This window comes from Methylocystis sp. NC52PC (assembly GCF_055698645.1).
Genome location: NZ_CP170127.1, coordinates 2,583,162 through 2,604,627, shown reverse-complemented (window position 1 = coordinate 2,604,627; position 21,466 = coordinate 2,583,162). Strand labels below are relative to the sequence as shown.

Here is a 21,466-nt window from a genome sequence, read left to right as displayed (position 1 = left end):
ACTCGTCTGTCTCGGGCGCAGTTTAGCCCTTGGGCTGAAAAACCCAAACGCAGGCGATCAGGCCGAGACCACCATCACATGCACGATCGGCTTCTTGCCCCACACCGAGCTCACCGCGCCGCGCACCGAGCGCTCGATCGCGGTCGACACCGAGTCGGGGTCGCGGCGGCGGGCGCGCGGGAGGCCTTCGAAGGTCGCGAACAGCGCCTCGTCGATGACCTCGCCCATCTCTTCGCCGAACTTGCCTTTCTTTGGCACGCCGGCGAAGACGACGTCCGGATCGCCGACGAGCTCGCCTTTTTTGTCGACGGCCAGCGCGATGGACACGACGCCCGCAAAGGCCAGCTTGTTACGTTCGCGCACCGCCCCGTCGTCTTCCTTGACGACGACGTCGCCATCCTTGAGCAGGCGGCCATGCGGCACTTCATCGATGATGGCGGGCGGCCCCGGCAGGAGCTGCACCATGTGGCCGTCGCGGGCGGAGACCACATGCGCCACCCCGCAGGATTTCGCGAAGGCGACATGCTGGGTGAGATGATGGGCCTCGCCATGCACGGGCACGGCGCTTTTCGGGCGCACCCACTCATACATCTGCCGCACCTCGCCGCGGCGCGGATGGCCCGAGCAATGCACCAGATGGTCGTGGTCGGTAATGACCTCGACGCCCAGATTGCAGAGATTATTGATGACGCGATGCACCTCGCGCGCATTGCCGGGGATGGTGCGCGAGGAGAAGATCACGCGATCGCCGGAGACGAGCTTGATCGAGGGATGATCATTTTGCGAGGCGCGCATCATGGCGGCGCGCGGCTCCCCCTGGCTGCCCGTGGCGATGACGACGGTTTTCTCGCGCGGCAGATTCGGGAGCATCTCCGGCGCGTGAAAACCCGGCAGTCCGTCGAGAAAACCGCAGTCGCGCGCGACCTGTACGACGCGATCCATGGCGCGTCCGGCGACGACGACCGTCCGGCCGCACGCTTGCGCCGCCTCGGCGATCGCGCGCAGGCGCGAGACGTTGGAGGCGAAGGTCGTCACCAGCACGCGGCCCGGCGCCTCGGCAATGAGCGGCTTCAGCACGCGGGCGACGTCGCTCTCCGAGAAACTGTCGCCTTCGCGCAGGATATTGGTCGAGTCGCAGATGAGAACGTCGACGCCCTCGTCGCCGAGCGCGCGCAGCCGCGCCTCGTCGATGCGATTGCCGACGCCGGGCTCGGGGTCGATCTTCCAATCGCCCGTGTGCAGCGCCGTGCCGAGCGGCGTGCGAATGGCCAGCGCATTGGCCTCCGGGATGGAATGCGCCACGGCGATATATTCGACCGTGAACGGCTCGAGGTCGAGAACGGCGCCGGCCTGCACAGTGAGAATATCGATCTTCGGCGCGCCCGGTTCGTTCAGCCGTCGCACCTCGAGAAGCCCCGCCGCGAAGGGCGTCGCATAAACCTTGCACTTCAGCTTGGGCCAGAGCGTCGCCAGCGCGCCGATATGGTCCTCATGCGCATGGGTAATGCAGATGGCGACGAGATCCCTGGCGATTTTCTCGACGAAGGCGATGTCCGGGAAAACCACGTCGATGCCCGGAAGGTCGGCGCCCGGAAAGCCCAAACCGCAATCGACCATCAGCCATTTGCGCGCCCGCGGCGGCCCATAGCCGTAAAGGGCGAGATTCATCCCGATCTCGCCGACGCCGCCGAAGGGGACGAAAACGAAATTTGCTTCGGCGGTCGCGGTCATGCGCGCGCTCCTTGGGCCGCGCGCGGGCCAATGAGCACGTCTCCCGCTTCGATGACCCGGCGCCCGTCGGCCGTCTCCAGCACGAGCCGCCCCGCAGCGTCGATCGTTTCAAAGCGACCTTCGACGATCTCCGACGTCAGCGCGACCCGGATGGTTTCCCCGAGCCCCGACGCCGAGCGCAGCCATTCATCGCGGATCGCCGCAAACCCTTCGCCGCCCTGCCAAAGGTCGAGCGCCTCGCAGAGCGCGTCCGAGAACGCGGCGAAGACGGCGCCCGCGGATGGCGCCGCCGCGCCGAGGGCGGCGAGCGCGCGCGCAGGATAAGGCATATCCTCCGGCGCCTGAGACACGTTGAGGCCAACGCCGATAATGGCGAGGGGCGCAACGCCCGCGCCGACGCCCTCGAGGAGAATTCCGCCGAGCTTGGCGCCGTCAAAAAGCATGTCGTTCGGCCATTTCAATTTGAAATCTCTCTGCCCGGCTGTCGCCCGCAGGGCTCTGACGACAGCGACGCCTGTGACGAAACCCAGTTCCGGCGCGAGGCGGGTCTGCGAAAAATCCCCGAAAATGAAACTCGCATATAAATTGCCCGGAGGCGAAATCCATTCGCGTCCCAGCCGCCCGCGGCCTTTCGTCTGCCGCGCGGCGACGATCCAGAGCGGGCCGCGTTCGCCGGTCTCGATCAGCCGGCGCGCTTCGTCATTGGTGGAGTCGATCGCCTCGAGCGCCAGAAGTCGGACGCCCCGCGCGCGCGCAATGGGACCCAATTGCACGCGCGCGCCTCGTTTAGAACAGCGACTTGGCGGCGGCGCTCGCGGCGTCCATGAGCGGAGCCGGATAGAGCCAGAAGCCAAGCATGGCGATGGTGGAGACCGCGAGCACGCCGCGAATCGCGAGCGGCGAGCGATCGAAACCGGGGGCCGGCTCGTCGAAATACATCACCTTGACGACCCGCAGATAATAGAAGGCGGCCACGGCGCTCGCGAGCACGCCGATGACGGCGAGCGGATAGAGGCCGGCGTCCACGGCGGCGAGCAGCACGTAATATTTCGCGAAGAAGCCGGCGAGCGGCGGAATGCCCGCGAGCGAGAACATCAGCATGGCCAGAAAGAACGCCATCACGCCATTGGTGCGCGACAGGCCGGCCAGATCCGCAATGTTCTCGACGTTTCTGCCATTGACGCGCATGGCGAGGATCGCCGCGAAGGAGCCGAGCGTCATCACCAGATAGACGGCGAGATAAATGATCACGCCCTTCACGCCCGCCTCATTTCCGGCCGCGAGGCCGATGAGCGCGAAGCCCATGTGGCCGATCGAGGAATAGGCCATCAGGCGCTTGATGTTGTTCTGGCCGATGGCGGCGAAGGAGCCGAGCAGCGTCGAGGCGATGGCCAGAAACACGATGATCTGCCGCCATTGCACGGTGATCGCCGGGAAAGCGGTGATCACCACGCGGACGGTGATGGCGACGGCGGCCATCTTAGCGGCCGAGGCGAAGAAGGCCGTGACCGGGGTCGGCGCGCCCTCGTAGACGTCGGGCGTCCACATATGGAACGGCGCAGCCGACATTTTGAAGGCGAGGCCCGCAAGCACGAAGACAAGGCCGAAGATCACGCCGACCGGCGGCGAATTGGTCACCGCCTGGGCGATGCCTTCAAAGGACACGGTGCCGGAAAAGCCATAGAGCAGCGACGAGCCATAGAGCATCATGCCGGAAGAAAGCGCGCCGAGCACAAAATACTTCAGGCCAGCCTCGGAGGCGCGTCCGTCGTCGCGCGCGAAGGCCGCCATCACATAAAGCGCGAGCGACATCAGTTCGAGGCCGAGATAGAGCGCGATCAGGTTGTCAGCCGAGATCAGCAGCATCATGCCGAGCGTCGAAAGGATCACTAGGACCGGATATTCGAACTTCTCGAGGCCGTTGCGTTGCAGCCAGTCGACGGACATCAGGATCGACGCCATGGCGCCGATGAGCGTCAGGGCCTTCACGAAGCGCGAAAAGGCGTCGTCGATAAAGGCGCCGTCGAAGACCGCCGTATCTCCCCCCTTGGTGGAGAGCACGATGGCGAGCAAGGCAAGGCCGAGAACCCCGACCGCCATTTCGTCGACGAGGCTGAAGCCGCGCTCGCCGCGCCAGGCGCCAATGAGGATCAGGACCATCACGCCGACGGCGAGGATGAGCTCGGGAAGGAAGTGAAGCGCGAGTTCTGCGAGGAAAGACATTTGAGGCTGTCCGTCAGTGGCCGGCGGCGGCGAGCTTCACCGCATCGAGCAGCGCCGTATGCGATTGGATGAGATTGTCGACCGACGCTTGCGTCGAGGCCAGGATCTGCCCCGGCAGCACGCCGTAGTAGACCGTCAGCAGCACGAGGGGGGCGAAAATCGCGATCTCGCGGGGCGTGAGGTCCACCATGTCCTTCAGGCTCGCCTTCTCCAGCGCGCCGAAGACGACGCGGCGGTAGAGATAGAGCGCATAGGCCGCCGAGAAGATGACGCCGCTCGTCGCGAAAAGCGCCACCCAGCTATTGGCCTTGAACGCTCCAGCGAGCGAAAGGAACTCGCCGATGAACCCCGTCGTGCCCGGCAGGCCGACATTGGCCATGGTGAAGAGCATAAAGACGAAGGCGTAGATCGGCATGCGGTTGACGAGCCCGCCATAGGCGGCGATCTCGCGGGTGTGCATGCGGTCGTAGATGACGCCGACGCAAAGGAAGAGCGCGCCCGACACGAAGCCGTGCGAGATCATCTGGAACATCGCGCCCTGCACGCCCTGCGGATTCATCGTGAAGAGGCCCATGGTCACATAGCCCATGTGAGCGACCGACGAATAGGCGATGAGCTTCTTGATGTCTTCCTGCACCAGCGCCACGAGTGAGGTGTAGACGATGGCGATGACCGACATCGCATAGACCAGCGGCGCGAAGGAGACCGACGCGTCGGGGAACATCGGCAGCGAGAAGCGGATGAAGCCGTAGCCGCCCATCTTCAGAAGGATCGCCGCCAGGATCACCGAGCCTGCCGTCGGCGCCTCGACGTGCGCGTCAGGGAGCCAGGTGTGCACCGGCCACATCGGCATCTTCACCGCGAAAGAGGCGAAGAAGGCGAGCCACAGCCAGGTCTGCATTTCCTTGGGGAAATCGGTCTTGAGCAGCACCGTGATGTCGGTGGTGTGCGCCTGATTGTACATCGCAAGGATCGCGATGAGCATGAGCAGCGAACCGGCGAGCGTGTAGAGAAAGAACTTGAAGCTCGCATAGACGCGGCGCTTGCCGCCCCAGATGCCGATGATGAGGAACATCGGAATTAGGCCGCCCTCGAAGAAGAGGTAGAACAGCACGAGATCCAGCGCGCAGAACACGCCGATCATCAGCGTCTCGAGCACGAGGAAAGCGATCATATATTCCTGCACGCGCTTCGTGACCGACTCGAAGGACGCCAGGATCGCGAAGGGCATGACGAAGGTCGTGAGCAGCAGCAGCGGCATGGAGAAGCCGTCGACGCCCATCTTGTAGCTCAGCCCAGAGCCGAACCAGTTCTTCTCCTCGACGAACTGGAAGGCGGCGTTCGACGGATCGAAGCCCATCCAGACATAGAGGGAGAGCGCAAAGGTCGCGAGCGTCGTCAAAAGCGTCGCCCAGCGGATATTGCGCAGCGTCGCTTCATCCTCGCCTCGCTGCGTCAGCAGGAACGCGGCGCCAACCAGCGGCAGAAAGGTAAGGCCGGATAGAATGCCGAACCCGAACATCAGCGAAGCCCTCCGGCGACGAACCAAGTGACGATGGCGGCGACGCCGATCAGCATGGCGAAAGCATAGTTGTAGATGTATCCCGTCTGCAGGCGCACCGCGATGCGCGCGCCGTCGGCCACGCGCGCGGCGACGCCGTCAGGGCCGAGCCCGTCGATGATGGCGCCGTCGCCGCCCTTCCAGAACAGCCGCCCGATCTTGAAGGCGGGCCGCACGAAGATGGCGTCATAGAGCTCGTCGAAATACCACTTGTTGAGCAGGAACCGGTAGAGGCGCGGCAGCGCTTCCGCCAGCTTCCGCGCCGTGCCGGGCGCGAGAATGTAGACGTAAAGCGCGACGAGGAAGCCGAGCGCCATCATCGCCGACGGCGCAAAGCCGACCCAGCCCGGGATCTCGTGACGGGCATGGAGAATGTGGTTGTGCTCGCCCGTAAACAGCGCGCCCTTCCAGAATTCATTGTAGTCGTGGCCGGCGAAATAGGGCTCGAAGAGATAGCCTGCGCCGATGGCGCCGAGCGCCAGAACGGCGAGCGGGATCAACATGACGACCGGCGACTCGTGCGGCGCATGATCGCCATGGCCATGATGGCCGTGGTCGTCTTGATGCGCATGGTCGTCGTGATGCGCATGGTCGTCGTGATGCGCATGGGCGTGGCTATCCGCGCCCTGGGCATGAGCGAGGGCGGCTGCGGTCGGCTCGTCTTCCGCGTGACTCTCCGGGATCTCATGGGTCGCGCGGTGACCGAAGAAGGTCATGAACACGAGACGCCAGGAATAGAAGGACGTCAGACCGGCCGCGACCACCGTCGAGACGAAGCCGAGCCATGCCGCCGTGCTGTGCTCGCCCGCGGCATAGGCTGCTTCGATGATCCCGTCCTTCGAGAAGAAGCCGGCGGTGCCGATCTCGGTGTGCGGGATGCCGAAGCCGGTGAGCGCCAGCGTGCCGATCGTCATCATGGCGAAGGTGAAGGGGATGTCCTTGCGCAGCCCGCCCATGTTGCGCATGTCCTGCTCATGGTGCATCGCATGGATCACCGAGCCGGCGCCCAGGAACAGCAGGGCCTTGAAGAAGGCGTGGGTGAACAGGTGGAAGATGCCGAGGGAATAGGCCCCGACGCCTTCGGCGACGAACATATAGCCGAGCTGCGAACAGGTCGAATAGGCGATCACGCGCTTGATGTCGTTTTGGACGAGGCCGACCGTCGCCGCGAAGAAGGCGGTGACCGCGCCGATCAGCGTCACGAATTCGAGCGCGGCGGGCGCATGTTCGAAGATCGGCGACAGCCGCGCCACCATGAATACGCCGGCGGTCACCATGGTGGCGGCGTGGATGAGCGCGGAGACCGGCGTCGGGCCCTCCATCGCGTCCGGAAGCCAGGTGTGCAGGAAGAACTGCGCCGATTTGCCCATCGCGCCGATGAACAGCAGGAAGGCGGCGATCGTCAGCGCGTCGACGTCGAGGCCGAAAACATGAATCGGCTTGCCCTCGAGGCCCGGAACCGCGGCGAAAACTTCGTTGAAGCTCAGCGACTGCGTGAGCTGAAAGACGAGGAAGATGCCGAGCGCGAAGCCGAAATCGCCGACGCGGTTGACGACGAAGGCCTTGATCGCGGCGGCGCAGGCCGAGGGCTTTTCGTACCAGAAGCCGATGAGCAGATAGGAGGCGAGACCGACCCCCTCCCAGCCAAAGAACATCTGCACCAGATTATCGGCCGTCACCAGCATCAGCATGGCGAAGGTGAAGAGCGACAGATAGGCGAAGAAGCGCGGCCGCGACGGATCTTCGTGCATGTATCCGACCGAATAGAGATGCACGAGGCTCGACACGGTGGTGACGACGACCAGCATGACGGCCGTCAGCGTATCGACGCGCAACGCCCAGTCGACCTTGAGGGCGCCGACGGTCATCCAATTGCCGAGAACCGGCGTGAAGCCGTGATTATGACCCAGCGCCACGTCGAAGAAGACGATCCACGACATCGCGGCCGAGGCGAAGAGCAGGCCCGTCGTGACGAGCTCCGAAGGGCGCGGCCCGATCTTCCGCCCGAAGGCGCCAGCGATCAGGAAGCCGAGCAGCGGCAGGAAGACGATTGCTTGGATCATCGCTTTGGATCAGCCCTTCAAGGAATTGATGTCTTCGACCGCGATGGTGCCGCGGTTGCGATAGAAGGCGACGAGGATCGCGAGGCCGATGGCGGCCTCCGCAGCGGCGACGGTGAGCACGAAGAGCGCGAACACCTGGCCGACGAGATCGCCGAGCGACTGCGAGAAGGCGACGAAGTTCAGGTTCACCGACAGAAGGATCAACTCCACCGACATGAGGATGACGATGATGTTCTTCCTGTTGAGAATGATGCCGGCGACGCCGAGCGTGAACAGGATCGCGGCGACGACGAGGTAATGCGTGAGGCCGATGGTCATGTAAGCTTCCTCGTTAGACGCCGGTCCGGAACGGGACCTTCTTGATCTCGATCACGTTCTTGCGGTTGCGCGCGTTCTGTTCGTCGATCTTCTGGCGCTTGACGTTGGGCTTGTGATGCAGCGTCAGCACGATTGCGCCGATCATGGCGGTGAGCAGAACCAGCGCCGACGCCTGGAAGAAGATCACGTATTTTGTATAGAGCACCTGCCCCAGCGCCGCCGTGTTGGAGACATTGGCGGCGATCGGCGTCTCCAGCAAAGCCTTCGCATTCTCGGCTGGTTGCCAGCCGACCGCGACCATGCCGAGTTCGGCGAGCACGACGACGCCAACGGCGGCGCCAACCGGCAGATATTTGGCGAAGCCCTGCTTGAGCTCGGCGAAGTCCACGTCGAGCATCATGACGACGAAGAGGAACAGCACCGCCACGGCGCCGACATAGACCACGATCAAGATCATGGCCAGGAATTCCGCGCCCGCGAGCAGGAAGAGACCCGCGCCGTTGCAGAAGGCGAGGATGAGAAACAGCACCGAATGCACCGGATTGCGGGCGAAGATCACCACGCTGGCCGACGCGATCATGATCGTCGCGAAGATGTAGAAAAATACAGCCGCCACGGCCTCATCCTCTCGTATTGAGCGCGCGGCGTGAGCCGCGGCTCGCGTTCGTTTGTTACCGGTAGGGCGAATCCAGCGCGATGTTGCGCGCGATCTCGCGTTCCCAGCGGGCGCCGTTTTCGAGCAGGCGCTCCTTGGTGTAATAGAGCTCCTCGCGCGTTTCCGTCGCAAATTCCTGGTTCGGCCCCTCGACGATGGCGTCGACCGGGCAGGCCTCCTGGCAATAGCCGCAATAGATGCACTTCACCATGTCGATGTCGTAGCGCGTCGTCCGGCGGGTGCCGTCGTTGCGGCGCGGGCCGGCCTCGATGGTGATCGCCTGCGCGGGGCAGATCGCCTCGCAGAGCTTGCAGGCGATGCATCGCTCCTCGCCATTGGGATAGCGGCGCAGCGCGTGCTCGCCGCGGAACCGCGGCGACTGCGGATTGCGCTCGTGCGGATAGTTGATCGTCGCCTTCGGCTTGAAGAAGTAGCGCATCGACAGCAGGAAGGCGCCGACGAACTCGGAGAGGAAAAGCGACTTGGCGGCTTGGTCTAGTCTCATGACGGGCCCTTAGCTCGCGACAGCTCCGCCGCCAAACTGCAGCACGGCGGCGACGATAATCACCATGGCCAGCGAGATCGGCAGGAAGACCTTCCAGCCCAGACGCATCAGCTGATCGTAGCGGTAGCGCGGGACGAAGGCCTTCACCATGGCGAAGAAGAAGAAGAAGAAGCTGACCTTCAGGATGAACCAGATCACGCCCGGCACCCAGGTGAAGGGCGCGATGTTGGCCGGCGGCAGCCAGCCGCCGAAGAACAGGATCGTCAGCAGCGCGCACATGGTGCAGATCGCGACATATTCGGCGAGCATGAACAGCACGTAAGGCGTCGCCGAATATTCGATCATGAAGCCCGCGACGAGCTCGGACTCGGCTTCGACGAGGTCGAAGGGCGGTCGGTTCGTTTCAGCGAGCGCCGAAACGAAGAAGATGATGAACATCGGGAACAGGCGCAGCCAATACCAGCCGGCCATGCCATAGGGCGTGTCCTGCGCCCGCACGATCTCCGTCAGATTCAGCGACCCGGCGCAGAGCAGCACGGTGATGATGACGAAGCCGATGGAGACTTCGTACGACACCATCTGCGCCGCCGAACGCAGCGCCGACAGGAAGGGGTATTTCGAGTTCGACGCCCAGCCGCCCATGATGACGCCATAAACGCCGAGCGACGACAGGGCGAAAATATAAAGAATGCCGACATTGATGTCGCCGACGACCCAGCCGTCCGCAACCGGCATCACCGCCCAGGCGGCGATGGAGAGCGTCGCCATGATGAAGGGCGCGAACAGGAAGACGCCCTTGTTCGCCGTGTCCGGAATCACCGGCTCCTTCAGCGCGAACTTGATGAAGTCGGCGAAGCTCTGCAGCAGTCCCCAGGGGCCGACGACGTTCGGACCGCGGCGCAGCTGCACGGCCGCCCAGATCTTGCGGTCCGCCAGAATGACGTAGGCCACATAGATCAGCAGCACGACCGCGATCAGCACGCTCTTGATGATCGCGAGCAGAACGGGGCTTTCCGCGAGATAGGCCGTTATGGCGTTCCAGGCTTCTGACACGTGATCGCTCCTATTCCGCCGCCTGCTTCAGCCGGCCCTGCGCGAGGGCCGAGCATTCCGCCATGACCGCCGAGGCGCGCGCGATCGGATTGGTGAGATAGAAATCGCCGATCGCCGCAACGAAGGGGTCCTTCATGGCGACCGCGGGATGATTGGCGAGCTTGCCGATATCGCCCGCCTGGCCGGCCTCGATCTGGTCGATGCGCGCGAAATGCGGGTGCTCCAGGACGAGCTTCTTGCGCAATTCTGCAAGCGAGTCGAAGGGCAGCGCCTGCCCCAGGACCGCCGACAGCGCGCGCAGGATCGCCCAGTCTTCGCGGGCCTCGCCCGGCGGGAAGACGACGCGCGACGCAAGCTGCACGCGGCCCTCCGTATTGACGTAGAGACCCGACTTCTCGGTATAGGCGGCGCCAGGCAGGATCACGTCCGCGCGATGCGCGCCGCGGTCGCCATGCGTGCCGATGTAGACGACGAAGGCGCCCGGGGCGATCGCGATCTCATCGGCGCCGAGGTTGAACAGCAGATCGAGCGCCCCCGCCTTGGCCATGGCCTCGGCGTCCAGGCCGCCGGCGCCCGGCGTGAAGCCGAGATCGAGCGCGCCGACGCGCGACGCCGCCGTATGCAGGATGGAGAAGCCGTTCCAGCCGTCGCCGACGCCCCCGAGCTTCTGCGCAGCCTGGGCGGCAAGCGCCAGAATGGCGTCGCCGTCGGGACGCGAAATGGCGCCCTGCCCCACGATCACCAGAAGCTTGCCGACGGGCTTGCCTTCCTGAATGAATCGCAGCAGCGAGTCCGCGCCCGCGCCGAGGTAATCGTAGTCGTAGGTGAGATCCGCCTTCTCGCCGATGACGGAAATCTTGAAGTCGCCTTTCAGCCAGCGCTTGCGGATGCGGGCGTTGAGAACGGGCGACTCCTTGCGCGGATTAGCGCCGATGATGAGCAGCGCGTCCGCGTGATCGATGCCGGCGACAGTCGCATTGAAAAGATACGACGCGCGGCCGAATTTCGGATCGAGCTTGGCCCCGTCCTGCCGGCAGTCCAGATTGGGCGAACCCAGCTGCTGCATGAGCAGCTTCAGCGCAAAGGTCTCTTCGACCGCCGCAAGGTCGCCAACAATCGCGCCAGTCCGCGCGGGCGCCGTCGTCTTGCGCTTCGCGGCGATGGCGGCGAAGGCCTCCTGCCACGTCGCCGGACGCAGCCGGCCGTTCTCGCGCACATAGGGGCGATCCAGACGCTGCGTCTTCAGACCGTCGACAATCTGGCGCGTCTTGTCTGAGATCCATTCCTCGTTCACGAGGTCGTTGACGCGCGGCAGAATGCGGATCACTTCGCGGCCGCGCGAGTCGACGCGGATCGCCGAGCCGAGCGCGTCCATGACGTCGACGGTCTCGGTCTTCTGATATTCCCACGGACGCGCGCGGAAGCTCTGCGGCTTCGGCAGCAGCGCGCCAACCGGGCAGAGATCGGCGACATTGCCCTGAAGCTCCGAGGTCATCGCGCTTTCGAGGTAAGTCGTAATCTCCATATCCTCGCCGCGGCCGATGGCGCCCATGTCGCCCGTGCCCGCGACTTCGGCGGTGAAGCGGACGCAACGCGTGCAGTGGATGCAGCGGTTCATCTCGGTCTTGACGAGAACGCCGATATATTTGTCCTCGACGGCGCGCTTGTTTTCATGGAAACGCGACGAGTCGCCGCCGAAGGCCAGCGCCTGATCCTGAAGATCGCATTCGCCGCCCTGATCGCAGATCGGGCAGTCGAGCGGATGGTTGACGAGCAGAAACTCCATCACGCCTTCGCGCGCCTTCTTCACCATGGGCGATTTGGTGAAGACTTCCGGCGGCGCGCCGTTCGGGCCGGGACGCAGATCCTTGACCGACATGGCGCAGGAGGCCTGCGGCTTGGGCGGACCGCCCTTTACCTCGACGAGGCACATGCGGCAATTGCCGGCGATGGACAGGCGCTCGTGATAGCAGAAGCGCGGCACCTCGGCGCCCGCCTGCTCGCAAGCCTGGAGAAGCGTGAACTCTCCCGGAACGTCCACTTCGACGCCGTCGACGAGAATCTTTGTCACTTCGCTCTCTCCGAAGTCGTAATGCGCTTGTTCATGATCATTCCGCCGCCTCGCGCACGGGCTCCGGATGCGGATTGGCCGAATATTGATCGATGCGTTGCTCGATCACGTCGCGGAAATGCGCGATGAGGCCCTGGATCGGCCAGGCGGCGGCGTCGCCGAGCGCGCAAATGGTGTGGCCCTCGATCTGCTTCGACACGTCGAAAAGCATATCGATCTCTTTTTTGTGGGCGCGGCCTTCGACCATGCGCTGCACGACGCGATACATCCAGCCGGTGCCTTCGCGGCAGGGCGTGCACTGGCCGCAGCTCTCGTGCTTGTAGAAATAGGCGAGGCGGGCGATAGCGCGGATGATGTCCGTGGACTTGTCCATGACGATCACCGCCGCCGTGCCGAGGCCCGAGCCGAGCTTCACCAGGCTGTCGAAGTCCATCGGGCAATCGATGATCTGATGCGCCGGCACGCAGCGCACCGACGAGCCGCCCGGAATGACCGCGAGGAGATTGTCCCAACCGCCGCGGACGCCGCCGCAATGGGCGTCGATCAATTCGCGGAAAGAGATCGACATCGCCTCTTCGACATTACAGGGCCGGTTGACGTGGCCGGAAATCGAAAAGAGCTTGGTGCCAGTGTTGTTGGGCTTGCCGATGCCGGCAAACCAGGCCGGGCCGCGCCGCAGGATGGTGGGGACGACCGCAATCGATTCGACGTTGTTCACCGTCGTCGGGCAGCCGTAAAGGCCGACATTGGCCGGGAACGGCGGCTTCAGGCGCGGCATGCCCTTCTTGCCTTCGAGGCTCTCGATCAGCGCCGTCTCCTCGCCGCAGATGTAAGCGCCGGCGCCATGATGGACGTAGAGGTCGAATGGATAGCCGTGGACGTTGTTCTTGCCGATGAGGTTGGCCTCATAGGCCTCGTCGACCGCCTTCTGCAGCGCGACGCGCTCCGCGATGAATTCGCCGCGGACGTAAATATAGCAGGCGTGCGCGCCCATGGCGTAGCTCGCGACCAGCGCGCCCTCGACCAGCGTATGCGGGTCGTTGCGCATGATCTCGCGGTCTTTGCAGGTGCCGGGCTCCGACTCGTCGGCGTTGATGACGAGATAATGCGGGCGCTTGGGGTCGACGTCCTTGGGCATGAAGGACCATTTGAGGCCCGTCGAGAAGCCGGCGCCGCCGCGGCCGCGCAGGCCCGACGCCTTCACCTCTTCGATGATCTTGTCGCGGCCCCTGGCGAGCAGCGCCTTGGTGTTGTCCCACTGGCCGCGCGCCCGGGCGCCCGCCAGCGACCGGTCGCCGAGGCCGTAAAGATTTGTAAAAATGCGATCTGAATCGGAGAGCATGATGTCTTTCCCCTCCGCTTATTTCTGGCTGTAGAGCGAGGTGAGGCTCGTCAGCCCGCCCTCGGGCTCCGAGGAAACGCGGCCCTTTTGGGAGCCGGTCTTCACCGGGCGGCCGGCGGCGAGATCGTCGAGCAGCTTCTCGAAGCTCTCGGCGGTGAGGTCTTCGTAGTAATCGTCATTGATCTGCACCATGGGCGCGTTGCAGCAGGCGCCCAGACATTCGACTTCGAGCCAGGAGAACAGGCCGTCGGCCGTCACCTTGCGCTGCGGGCCGACGCGGCGTTCGAGGACCTTGATGAGATCGTCCGAGCCGCACAGCATGCAGGGCGTGGTGCCGCACAGCTGGATGTAGAATTTGCCAACCGGCTCGAGGTTGAACATCGTGTAGAAGGTCGCGACCTCGAGCACGCGGATCTTCGGCATGCCCAACGTTTCAGCGACCTTCTCGATCGCCTTCTGCGGCAGCCAGTAATCGTTCTGCTTCTGCGCCTGCCACAGGGCCGGCACGACCGCGGAGGCCTGACGGCCGTCGGGATATTTGGCGATCTGCTTTTCGAGCCAGGCCTTGTTTTCAGGCGTGAACTCGAAGTTCTCGGGCTGGTTCTCGGCGAGACGACGGACGGACATTAGCGATCGACCTCCCCGAAGACGATATCGAGCGAGCCGAGGATCGCCGAGACGTCGGCGAGCATGTGGCCCTTACACATGAAATCCATGGACGCGAGATGCGCGAAGCCCGGCGCGCGGATCTTGCAGCGATACGGCTTGTCGCCGCCGTCCGACACCAGATAGACGCCGAATTCGCCCTTGGGGGCTTCGACCGCCGCATAGACCTCGCCGGCCGGCACGTGGAAGCCTTCGGTGAAAAGCTTGAAGTGATGGATGAGCGCCTCCATGGAGCGCTTCATCTCGCCGCGCGAGGGCTGCGTGATCTTGTGGTTGGGCGTGAGCACGGGGCCACGGCCGTCGGCGCGCATGAGCTTCTCGACGCACTGCTTCATGATGTAGGTCGACTGCCGCATCTCCTCCATGCGGATCACCGCGCGGTCGTAGCAGTCGCCGTTCTTGCCTACGGGGATGTCGAATTCCATCTCCTCATAGCACTCGTAGGGCTGCGCCTTGCGCAGATCCCAGGCGGCGCCGGAGCCGCGCACCATGACGCCCGAAAAGCCCCACTTCCATGCGTCTTCGAGCGAAATCACGCCGATGTCGACGTTGCGCTGCTTGAAGATGCGGTTCTCGATGAAGAGCTCTTCGAGATCGTCGCAGACCTTGAGGAAGGGATCGCAGAAGGCGCCGATGTCCTCGACGAGCTGGTCGGGCAGATCGCGCGCGACGCCGCCCGGACGGAAATAATTGGCGTGCATGCGCGCGCCGGAAGCGCGCTCATAGAACACCATGAGCTTTTCGCGCTCTTCGTAGCCCCACAGCGGCGGGGTCAGCGCGCCGACGTCCATCGCCTGCGAGGTGACATTCAGGAGATGCGACAGCAGGCGGCCGATCTCGGCGTAGAGAACGCGAATGAGCTGACCGCGGCGCGGAACTTCCACGTCGAGCAGGCGCTCGATCGCGAGGCAGAATGCGTGCTCCTGATTCATCGGCGCGCAATAGTCGAGCCGATCGAAGTAAGGCACGTTCTGCAGATAGGTGCGCGCCTCCATCAGCTTCTCGGTGCCGCGATGCAGGAAGCCTACATGCGGATCGACGCGCTCGACGACTTCGCCGTCGAGTTCGAGGATCAGGCGCAGAACGCCGTGCGCGGCCGGATGCTGCGGGCCGAAGTTGATGTTGAAGTTGCGCAGACCCTGGGATTCGGGCTTAGCGGGGGCGGCTGTTAGATCGTTCATCTGCGACGCGCTCACTTGCTCGCCTTCTCGTCGCCGGGCAGGTCGTATTGCACGCCCTCCCACGGCGAGAGGAAATCGAAGTTGCGGTATTCCTGCTGGAGGCGCACGGGCTCATAGACGACGCGCTTGCGCTCGTCGTCGTAGCGCACCTCGACATAGCCCGTCATCGGGAAGTCCTTGCGCAGCGGATGGCCGTCGAAGCCATAGTCGGTCATGATGCGGCGCAGGTCCGGATGGCCCGAGAAGATCACGCCGAACAGATCGTAGGTCTCGCGCTCGTACCAGTCGGCGCCGGGAAAGAGCGGGACCAGCGAGGCGACGGGCGTCTCTTCGGCCGCCGGCGTCTTGATGCGGATGCGGCGATTGTGTTTCGGCGACTGAAAATGCGCCACGACCTCGAAGCGCTCGTCGCGCTCGGGATAATCCGCCGCCGTCACGTCGATGAAATTGACGAAGAGGCATTCCGGATCGTCGCGCAGATAGGTTGCGACGTCGATCCAGCGGTCACGCGCAATGGTGAGCGTGAGTTCGCCGTAAGCGACCTTCGCGCCCGTGACCGCGCCGGGAAGAGCGCCGCTGATCCGCGCGCCGAGAGTTTCCAGTTCAGCCGACATCCGTCACTTTCCCTTAAGCCCGCGCGTCGCCACGCGCCCTCTTCCCGCCCGCGGGAAGAGGGAAACACTCACCGCTCGATCGTGCCCGTGCGGCGGATCTTCTTCTGCAACAGCAGCATGCCGTAGACCAGCGCCTCCGCCGACGGCGGGCAGCCCGGAACGTACACGTCGACGGGAATCACGCGGTCGCAGCCGCGCACCACCGAATAGGAATAGTGGTAATAGCCGCCGCCATTGGCGCAGGAGCCCATGGAGATGACGTAGCGAGGCTCCGGCATCTGGTCATAGACCTTACGCAGCGCCGGGGCCATCTTGTTGGTCAGCGTGCCGGCGATGATGATGCAGTCCGACTGGCGTGGGCTCGCGCGCGGCGCGAAGCCGAAGCGCTCGAGATCGTAGCGCGGCATGGCCGCCTGGATCATCTCCACCGCGCAGCAGGCGAGGCCGAAGGTCATCCACATCAGCGAGCCCGTGCGCGCCCAGTTGATGACGTCGTCCGTCGCCGTGACGAAGAAGCCCTTGTCGGCGAGCTCTTCGTTGATCTGCAAAAAGAACGGGTCGTCCGAGCCCACCGGCTTGCCGGTGCGCGGATCGATGAGGCCCTTCGGCTGCGGGGCGACGAGCGTCCCGCCCTGGTTCGTGATCAATCCCATTCCAGCGCTCCCTTGCGCCACTCATAGACGAATCCGACGGTCAGCACGCCGAGGAAAACCATCATCGACCAGAAACCGAAGGCCCCGGCCTCCTTGAAGGCGACGGCCCAGGGGAAGAGAAAGGCCACTTCGAGATCGAACACGATGAAGAGCAGCGACACGAGATAGAAGCGCACGTCGAATTTCATGCGCGAATCGTTGAACGGATTGAAGCCGCACTCATAGGCGGAGAGCTTCTCCGGGTCGGGCGCCTTGAAGGCGAGCAGGAAGGGCGCGACGAGCAGCGCGCCGGAGATGATCGCGGAGAGCGCGATGAAAATCACCAGCGGCATGTATTGTTCGAGCAGCATCGGCATGGGTCGTGTCCGGTCGGTCCGACGGTGCGGCGGGGCGAGGGCCGCTTTCTTGGGAGCTCCACCTTAGAAAAGCTCCAGGCCGCGGGTTCCGTAACAAAGCCCCTTGTGCAAAGCAAGAGACAAGGACGGCTGGTCCGCAGTTATGTCGATTTCGTCGCAGGGTTGGGGCGCGCCAGCGGCGGCTTACGGCTCCCGGCCTTCCGCGACGGTGTCCGCAAGGAAGGCGGCCGCCGTCATCTCGGCGAACCGCGCCTCCCGGCGCGCCAGCGCCTCAGGGTCGGCGCCCCAGGCCCGCATCTGAAAGTCCTCGTCGATATGGGCGGCCCCCCAGGCCGTCGCAAGGTCTATTTCATTCAATGCCTTGGCGAGCGCGAGAATCAGCGAGCCGGTCAGCGTCGTCATGACGTGCAGCGCCGCGAGCCGCAGCGGGGCCCCCTGCCCCTCGCCGACAAAGGCGCGCACGGCGCGACCGAGCGCGGCGACCGATTCTTCGGGCTGCGCCGTAAACATCACCCCTTCCGCCAGCGCCAGCCTTGCGCCGAGCTTGTCGCGGGCGAAGGCGAGCAGCGGGTCCCAGGCGGCCGACTGCGCCGCAACAAGGCTCTCCGGCTCCCCGGCGCGGTAGCAGAGCATGTCGGAGCCCGCGTATCTGACGAGTTCGGCCTCGACGTCGGCCATTTGCTGCGCGACGCCGTCGAGCGCCGTATTCACCAGACGGGTGAGCGGCATGCTCGCCGGGTCGATCGTCTCCCCCTGCGCGGCCCATTCCGCGGCCATGGCCTCGGCGAGCGGGCGCGACGGCACGACCAGCCGGCGCTTGGCCGGCGTATTCACCGGGCGCCCGTCGAGCAGAATTGAGAAGCCGTTCGCCTCCGCGCCGACGGTCGCCTCCTTGTAGAAGCGCTTCGGCAACGGCCGCGCGGGGTCGCGCGCCGCCTTCACCGGGTCGCGCTCGCTCTCGGGGACGAAGAAGTCGGCGTCGAAGCCGGTTGGGTCTTGGGGCATTTCTCAGCTCCTGGAAGCGAGGGTCGGGGGCCCGACCGCGCCATGTCCGCGCTCGTTGAGGGCGTCCACTCCCGGCCTGAAGTCGGCCATGACGCGGCTCAGCGAACCGGGACGTCCTCACGCGTCGGGCGCATCCTCGATCGGGTCATAGTGTTTCAAATCGAAGCCGAAGAGGTCCCAGCTCTTTTGCATATGCTCGGGCAGCGGGGCGGTCACGTCCAGCGTCCCGCCCTTCGGGTGCGGCAGAACGAGCCGCCGCGCCAGCAAATGGAGCTTGCGCTCGAGCCCCTCCGGCATGGCGCGCAGCGGGTCGCGGCGGCGCACGTCGTCCTCGGGGCGGTGGCCATATTTCGGATCGCCGAAGATCGGGTGGCCGATCGCCTCGGCATGGGCGCGCAGCTGATGCGTGCGGCCGGTCAAGGGCTTCATCGACAGCCAGGCGCAGCGCGGCGCCACTTTGTCGACGATGGCGTAATAGGTCAGCGAATGCTGGGCGTCGGCGTCGCCATGTTTGGCGATCCGCATCTTTTCCAGATCGCGCCCGGCCCCGCGGGTTTTCTCCATGCCGGGCCCTTTGGCGAGGTAGAGCGAAATCCGGCCCTGCGACGGCTTGGGCACGCCCTCGACCAACGCCCAGTAGATCTTCTTCGCCTGCCGAGAGCGAAAAATCTCGCCGAGATCCGCCGCCATGCGCCGACTCTTGGCTACGAGCAGCACGCCGGACGTGTCGCGGTCCAGGCGGTGAACCAGGACCGGGCGCGAATCGCCCTTGGCCAACGCTTCCAGCATGCCGTCGATATGGCGTTTCTGGCCGGAGCCGCCCTGCGTCGCGAGGCCGAAGGGCTTGTTGAGCACCATCAAGTCCTTGTCTTCGAACAAAGTCATCGCCCGAATCGCCGCGACGTCCTCGGGCGCCGCGCGCTTGACGGCCGGGCTCGCGGGCGGCTCGATCTTGAGCGGCGGCACGCGGACCTTCTGGCCCATCTCCAGCCGGGAGGAGGTCTCGACGCGTTTGCCGTCGACGCGCACCTCGCCCTTGCGGCATATTTTGGCGAGATGGGACAGGGCGAGCGTGGGGTAGCGTCGCTTGAACCAGCGGTCGACGCGCATCCCCGCCTCGTCCTCGGTGACGGTCGTCGTGGTTACGCCCACGCCTTTGGTCTCGGGCGCGCTCATGCGGCGTCTCGCTTCGCGGTGAGAAATAACGGCATGCCGCCTTATGGCCCAAAGCCCGCCCTATTGTCGATGGCGAGGAAATCGGATGCACAAGGCGCTCGCGGCGATTGCCGGACTTATCATGGGCTACCTCGCCGGCGCGGTCGGCGGCGCCCTGCTGGTCGACGTCTTCTCCGGCAACACACATGACCTGGCCTTGGAAGCCGTTATGACCGGCGCCTTCGTGACCGGCCCGGTTGGAGCCGCGTTCGGGATGACCGCCGCGCTCTTGTGGGCGCGCCGGACCCGCATATAGGGCGCGTCAGCCCCGCTCTTCCCCCATCGCGCCGCCTCCGGTAATCTCGCCGCAACCATCCCGCGAGAGCCCCCATGCAAGAGCGTTCCGGCGAAGTTGCCCTGTTCGACCGCGCGGTTCTGGATTCGCGAATAGCCTTCGTCTCGGCGAGTTTTCTGCTCGCCTATGGGTTCGCGGCGCTGCTCGACCGCGTCGGCGCGCCAGAGCGGTTCGTCGCCGCCGCGCCTCCCTGGTTTACGGTCGTGGCGCTGGCGGCGCTGGGCTTCTTGCTCCATTCCATGCGGGTGTCTTTCTATTACGCCGGCGGGCGCGCAATTCCGGCCGCCTATGCGGGCTTCGCCAACGCCGCCGTCGTGGTTGCGCTGCTTTTGCCTTTCGCGACGCGGCTCGCCGGCCACAGCTGGGGGATTGGGGTCGTCTGCGGCGCCTTTCTCGGGCTTACGGTTGCGGCGCTCTATCTGGGGCCGCTGTTGCGCCGAACCGGCGTCTTCTCGCTCTCCGGCTTTCTTGCGGCGCGCTTCCGACGCACGCTGCCGCGTTTCGGCCTGGTTGCGGCCGTCGGCTTCTCCTCGGGCCTGCTCGCCGTCGCCGGAAGCCAGATGGCCGTCGACGCCCTCGTCGATCTGACGGGCGCGGGCCGGGTCTTCTCTGCCTTCACCGTTGCGGCGGCGGGCCTCATTATTGCCGGACCCGGCGGGCTGGGCGCCGCGGTCTGGGCCGCGGCCGCGGCCGCGGGCGTGGCGTTGCTCGGCTTCGGCTGGCCGATCGCCGCGCTCGAGTTTCAGGGCCGACTGCCTGTCGACCTGTTCGGCGGCGCGGGCTGGCGCGAGGCCGCCGAGTTGTTCGCCGCCTGGAAGCTCATGCCGGACCCGATGGGCGTTTTCGTCGAGATCGGCGCCACCATCGCCATGGCGCTCGGCGTCGCCTCGCTCGCCCCGGTGCTCGCGCCGGCGGTGACGACCGAAAACGCCTCTTCGGCGCGCTCTTCCGGCATTCTCGCCATAGGCTGGACGTTCCTCTTCGCCCTGCTCGTCGCAGCGGCCATCGCGGCGTCTGCCCTGAGCCTGGCGGCTTCCGTCTCGGGCCAGAGCGCCGAGCGTCTGCCTGCCTCGGTCTATGCCGCCAGCAGCCGAGGCCTTGTCGCCGTCTGCGACGCGCGGGCGCCCAGTCCCTCTCAGGCGCAGCGGGCCTGCGCTGCGCAAAAAATTGCGCCGGGCTCGCCGCTGACGCCGCCCAACGTCCGACCGATCGACGGCGATTACCTGCTCGGCGCCCTGCCCGGCGCCACCGATCTCGGCGCCGCCGCGGCGGGCCTCGTCGCCTCGGCGCTCGTCGCCTTCGGACTGCTGCTGGCGGCGATGGGCCTTCAGGCCTGTAGCGCCGCCCTGGGACATGACGCGCTCTATCGGCTGCGCGGAGAGATCGATCTCACGAGCCGCCGGCTCGCCCTCACCCGGCTCGCGCTCGTCCTCTTGGCCACCTGCGCCTATGTCGCGGGCGTGACGCAGATCGTCTCGCCCGGCGGGCTGATCGCGCTGGCGCTGGCCGTCGCGGCGTCTTGCGTCGCCCCCTCGCTCGCCCTCGCCTTCTGGGATCGGGCCGAGGATCGGGAGGCTTTTGCGGCGCTCATCGCCGGCGCCCTGACGCTCGCCGCCACGCTGGCCCTCGCCGGGCCGGCCCGCAAGATCGAGGCCTACGCCCTGGCCGGTCTCGCCGGCGCCGCGGTCGGCATGACGGCGGGCGTGGTTTCCGCCCTCGCCTCGGCCCAGGAGAAGCCATTGGCCCAGTCCTTCGTCCGCCGCATGCTCCATGGCGACGGCGAGATCGTTGCGCCGGACAAGGGCGCCTAGGCGGGAGCTTTCGCGCGCCTCCGCCGCCCCCTATCCTTTCCCGCGATTTCTGCTATATGGACCGCGCACGCCCGGCCCAGCCGGGCGGCGCCGCTTTGAGGCGACCTCGCTGGACGACATCCCGGCCAAGGCCGCCCGCAGCGGACCA

At 65.4% G+C, this 21,466-nt stretch carries 20 protein-coding genes; 2 read left to right on the top strand and 18 right to left on the bottom strand.

The window, feature by feature from the left end; genetic code table 11:
- Window positions 1-57: 57 nt before the first annotated feature.
- From ACETII_RS14520 to ACETII_RS14435, 18 genes are all read right to left on the bottom strand, one after another.
- The gene (locus ACETII_RS14520; RefSeq protein WP_363346982.1) at window positions 58-1,731 is read right to left on the bottom strand and encodes a ribonuclease J; all 1,674 of its coding nucleotides are present in this window, start codon (window positions 1,729-1,731) and stop codon (window positions 58-60) included.
- Window positions 1,728-2,504 (bottom strand): biotin--[acetyl-CoA-carboxylase] ligase, encoded by a 777-nt coding sequence (locus tag ACETII_RS14515; RefSeq protein WP_472785976.1) that lies wholly within the window; start codon window positions 2,502-2,504, stop codon window positions 1,728-1,730. The genes ACETII_RS14520 and ACETII_RS14515 overlap by 4 nt, the downstream gene beginning before the upstream one ends.
- 13 nt (window positions 2,505-2,517) lie before the next feature.
- Window positions 2,518-3,954, bottom strand: coding sequence for an NADH-quinone oxidoreductase subunit NuoN (gene nuoN, locus ACETII_RS14510; protein WP_472785975.1), 1,437 nt, complete (start codon window positions 3,952-3,954; stop codon window positions 2,518-2,520).
- 13 nt (window positions 3,955-3,967) lie between these two features.
- The gene (locus ACETII_RS14505; protein WP_472785974.1) at window positions 3,968-5,476 is read right to left on the bottom strand and encodes an NADH-quinone oxidoreductase subunit M; all 1,509 of its coding nucleotides are present in this window, start codon (window positions 5,474-5,476) and stop codon (window positions 3,968-3,970) included.
- Window positions 5,476-7,578, bottom strand: a complete 2,103-nt coding sequence (nuoL, locus tag ACETII_RS14500; protein ID WP_472785973.1) for an NADH-quinone oxidoreductase subunit L — start codon at window positions 7,576-7,578, stop codon at window positions 5,476-5,478. The genes ACETII_RS14505 and nuoL overlap by 1 nt, the downstream gene beginning before the upstream one ends.
- A 9-nt stretch (window positions 7,579-7,587) precedes the next feature.
- The gene (gene nuoK / locus ACETII_RS14495; RefSeq protein WP_036287502.1) at window positions 7,588-7,896 is read right to left on the bottom strand and encodes an NADH-quinone oxidoreductase subunit NuoK; all 309 of its coding nucleotides are present in this window, start codon (window positions 7,894-7,896) and stop codon (window positions 7,588-7,590) included.
- A 13-nt stretch (window positions 7,897-7,909) separates the two neighbouring features.
- Window positions 7,910-8,512 (bottom strand): NADH-quinone oxidoreductase subunit J, encoded by a 603-nt coding sequence (locus tag ACETII_RS14490; RefSeq protein ID WP_363346971.1) that lies wholly within the window; start codon window positions 8,510-8,512, stop codon window positions 7,910-7,912.
- Between the two features lie 55 nt (window positions 8,513-8,567).
- Window positions 8,568-9,056, bottom strand: coding sequence for an NADH-quinone oxidoreductase subunit NuoI (nuoI, locus tag ACETII_RS14485; protein ID WP_363346970.1), 489 nt, complete (start codon window positions 9,054-9,056; stop codon window positions 8,568-8,570).
- A 9-nt stretch (window positions 9,057-9,065) separates the two neighbouring features.
- The gene (gene nuoH / locus ACETII_RS14480) at window positions 9,066-10,088 is read right to left on the bottom strand and encodes an NADH-quinone oxidoreductase subunit NuoH (RefSeq protein WP_405044884.1); all 1,023 of its coding nucleotides are present in this window, start codon (window positions 10,086-10,088) and stop codon (window positions 9,066-9,068) included.
- Window positions 10,089-10,119: 31 nt separating this feature from the next.
- Entirely contained in the window at window positions 10,120-12,180 is a 2,061-nt protein-coding gene (gene nuoG / locus ACETII_RS14475; protein ID WP_472785972.1) for an NADH-quinone oxidoreductase subunit NuoG, read from the bottom strand.
- 37 nt (window positions 12,181-12,217) lie between these two features.
- Complete coding sequence (gene nuoF / locus ACETII_RS14470) at window positions 12,218-13,522, bottom strand: NADH-quinone oxidoreductase subunit NuoF (protein ID WP_363346964.1); 1,305 nt, start codon at window positions 13,520-13,522, stop codon at window positions 12,218-12,220.
- An 18-nt stretch (window positions 13,523-13,540) separates the two neighbouring features.
- Complete coding sequence (nuoE, locus tag ACETII_RS14465) at window positions 13,541-14,149, bottom strand: NADH-quinone oxidoreductase subunit NuoE (RefSeq protein ID WP_472785971.1); 609 nt, start codon at window positions 14,147-14,149, stop codon at window positions 13,541-13,543.
- Window positions 14,149-15,369, bottom strand: a complete 1,221-nt coding sequence (locus ACETII_RS14460) for an NADH-quinone oxidoreductase subunit D (RefSeq protein ID WP_472785970.1) — start codon at window positions 15,367-15,369, stop codon at window positions 14,149-14,151. Before ACETII_RS14460 ends, nuoE begins: the two co-directional genes overlap by 1 nt.
- 11 nt (window positions 15,370-15,380) lie before the next feature.
- Window positions 15,381-15,983, bottom strand: a complete 603-nt coding sequence (locus tag ACETII_RS14455) for an NADH-quinone oxidoreductase subunit C (protein ID WP_363346961.1) — start codon at window positions 15,981-15,983, stop codon at window positions 15,381-15,383.
- Window positions 15,984-16,051: 68 nt separating this feature from the next.
- The gene (locus ACETII_RS14450) at window positions 16,052-16,636 is read right to left on the bottom strand and encodes a NuoB/complex I 20 kDa subunit family protein (protein ID WP_363346959.1); all 585 of its coding nucleotides are present in this window, start codon (window positions 16,634-16,636) and stop codon (window positions 16,052-16,054) included.
- Complete coding sequence (locus tag ACETII_RS14445) at window positions 16,627-16,992, bottom strand: NADH-quinone oxidoreductase subunit A (RefSeq protein WP_363346957.1); 366 nt, start codon at window positions 16,990-16,992, stop codon at window positions 16,627-16,629. The genes ACETII_RS14450 and ACETII_RS14445 overlap by 10 nt, the downstream gene beginning before the upstream one ends.
- A 183-nt stretch (window positions 16,993-17,175) precedes the next feature.
- Window positions 17,176-17,997 (bottom strand): ATP12 family chaperone protein, encoded by an 822-nt coding sequence (locus tag ACETII_RS14440; protein ID WP_472785969.1) that lies wholly within the window; start codon window positions 17,995-17,997, stop codon window positions 17,176-17,178.
- A gap of 117 nt (window positions 17,998-18,114) precedes the next feature.
- A complete protein-coding gene (locus ACETII_RS14435) occupies window positions 18,115-19,173 on the bottom strand; it encodes an RluA family pseudouridine synthase (RefSeq protein ID WP_472785968.1) in 1,059 nt (352 codons plus the stop codon).
- An 85-nt stretch (window positions 19,174-19,258) separates the two neighbouring features.
- Between ACETII_RS14435 and ACETII_RS14430 the strand changes: the two genes are divergently transcribed.
- Together ACETII_RS14430 and ACETII_RS14425 are read left to right on the top strand one after the other, a co-directional pair.
- Complete coding sequence (locus ACETII_RS14430) at window positions 19,259-19,468, top strand: hypothetical protein (protein ID WP_472785967.1); 210 nt, start codon at window positions 19,259-19,261, stop codon at window positions 19,466-19,468.
- Between the two features lie 74 nt (window positions 19,469-19,542).
- Window positions 19,543-21,318, top strand: a complete 1,776-nt coding sequence (locus ACETII_RS14425) for a sodium:solute symporter (RefSeq protein WP_472785966.1) — start codon at window positions 19,543-19,545, stop codon at window positions 21,316-21,318.
- The last annotated feature ends 148 nt before the right edge of the window (window positions 21,319-21,466 follow it).

Excerpts from the sequence above, each read along its gene's own strand:
- ACETII_RS14520 (WP_363346982.1), bottom strand. The coding sequence starts at position 1,731 with ATGACCGCGACCGCCGAAGCAAATTTCGTTTTCGTCCCCTTCGGCGGC.
- nuoN (WP_472785975.1), bottom strand. The coding sequence starts at position 3,954 with ATGTCTTTCCTCGCAGAACTCGCGCTTCACTTCCTTCCCGAGCTCATC.
- ACETII_RS14505 (WP_472785974.1), bottom strand. The coding sequence starts at position 5,476 with ATGTTCGGGTTCGGCATTCTATCCGGCCTTACCTTTCTGCCGCTGGTT.
- nuoL (WP_472785973.1), bottom strand. The coding sequence starts at position 7,578 with ATGATCCAAGCAATCGTCTTCCTGCCGCTGCTCGGCTTCCTGATCGCT.
- nuoK (WP_036287502.1), bottom strand. The coding sequence starts at position 7,896 with ATGACCATCGGCCTCACGCATTACCTCGTCGTCGCCGCGATCCTGTTC.
- nuoI (WP_363346970.1), bottom strand. The coding sequence starts at position 9,056 with ATGAGACTAGACCAAGCCGCCAAGTCGCTTTTCCTCTCCGAGTTCGTC.
- nuoF (WP_363346964.1), bottom strand. The coding sequence starts at position 13,522 with ATGCTCTCCGATTCAGATCGCATTTTTACAAATCTTTACGGCCTCGGC.
- nuoE (WP_472785971.1), bottom strand. The coding sequence starts at position 14,149 with ATGTCCGTCCGTCGTCTCGCCGAGAACCAGCCCGAGAACTTCGAGTTC.
- ACETII_RS14460 (WP_472785970.1), bottom strand. The coding sequence starts at position 15,369 with ATGAACGATCTAACAGCCGCCCCCGCTAAGCCCGAATCCCAGGGTCTG.
- ACETII_RS14455 (WP_363346961.1), bottom strand. The coding sequence starts at position 15,983 with ATGTCGGCTGAACTGGAAACTCTCGGCGCGCGGATCAGCGGCGCTCTT.
- ACETII_RS14450 (WP_363346959.1), bottom strand. The coding sequence starts at position 16,636 with ATGGGATTGATCACGAACCAGGGCGGGACGCTCGTCGCCCCGCAGCCG.
- ACETII_RS14445 (WP_363346957.1), bottom strand. The coding sequence starts at position 16,992 with ATGCCGATGCTGCTCGAACAATACATGCCGCTGGTGATTTTCATCGCG.
- ACETII_RS14440 (WP_472785969.1), bottom strand. The coding sequence starts at position 17,997 with ATGCCCCAAGACCCAACCGGCTTCGACGCCGACTTCTTCGTCCCCGAG.
- ACETII_RS14435 (WP_472785968.1), bottom strand. The coding sequence starts at position 19,173 with ATGAGCGCGCCCGAGACCAAAGGCGTGGGCGTAACCACGACGACCGTC.
- ACETII_RS14430 (WP_472785967.1), top strand. The coding sequence starts at position 19,259 with ATGCACAAGGCGCTCGCGGCGATTGCCGGACTTATCATGGGCTACCTC.
- ACETII_RS14425 (WP_472785966.1), top strand. The coding sequence starts at position 19,543 with ATGCAAGAGCGTTCCGGCGAAGTTGCCCTGTTCGACCGCGCGGTTCTG.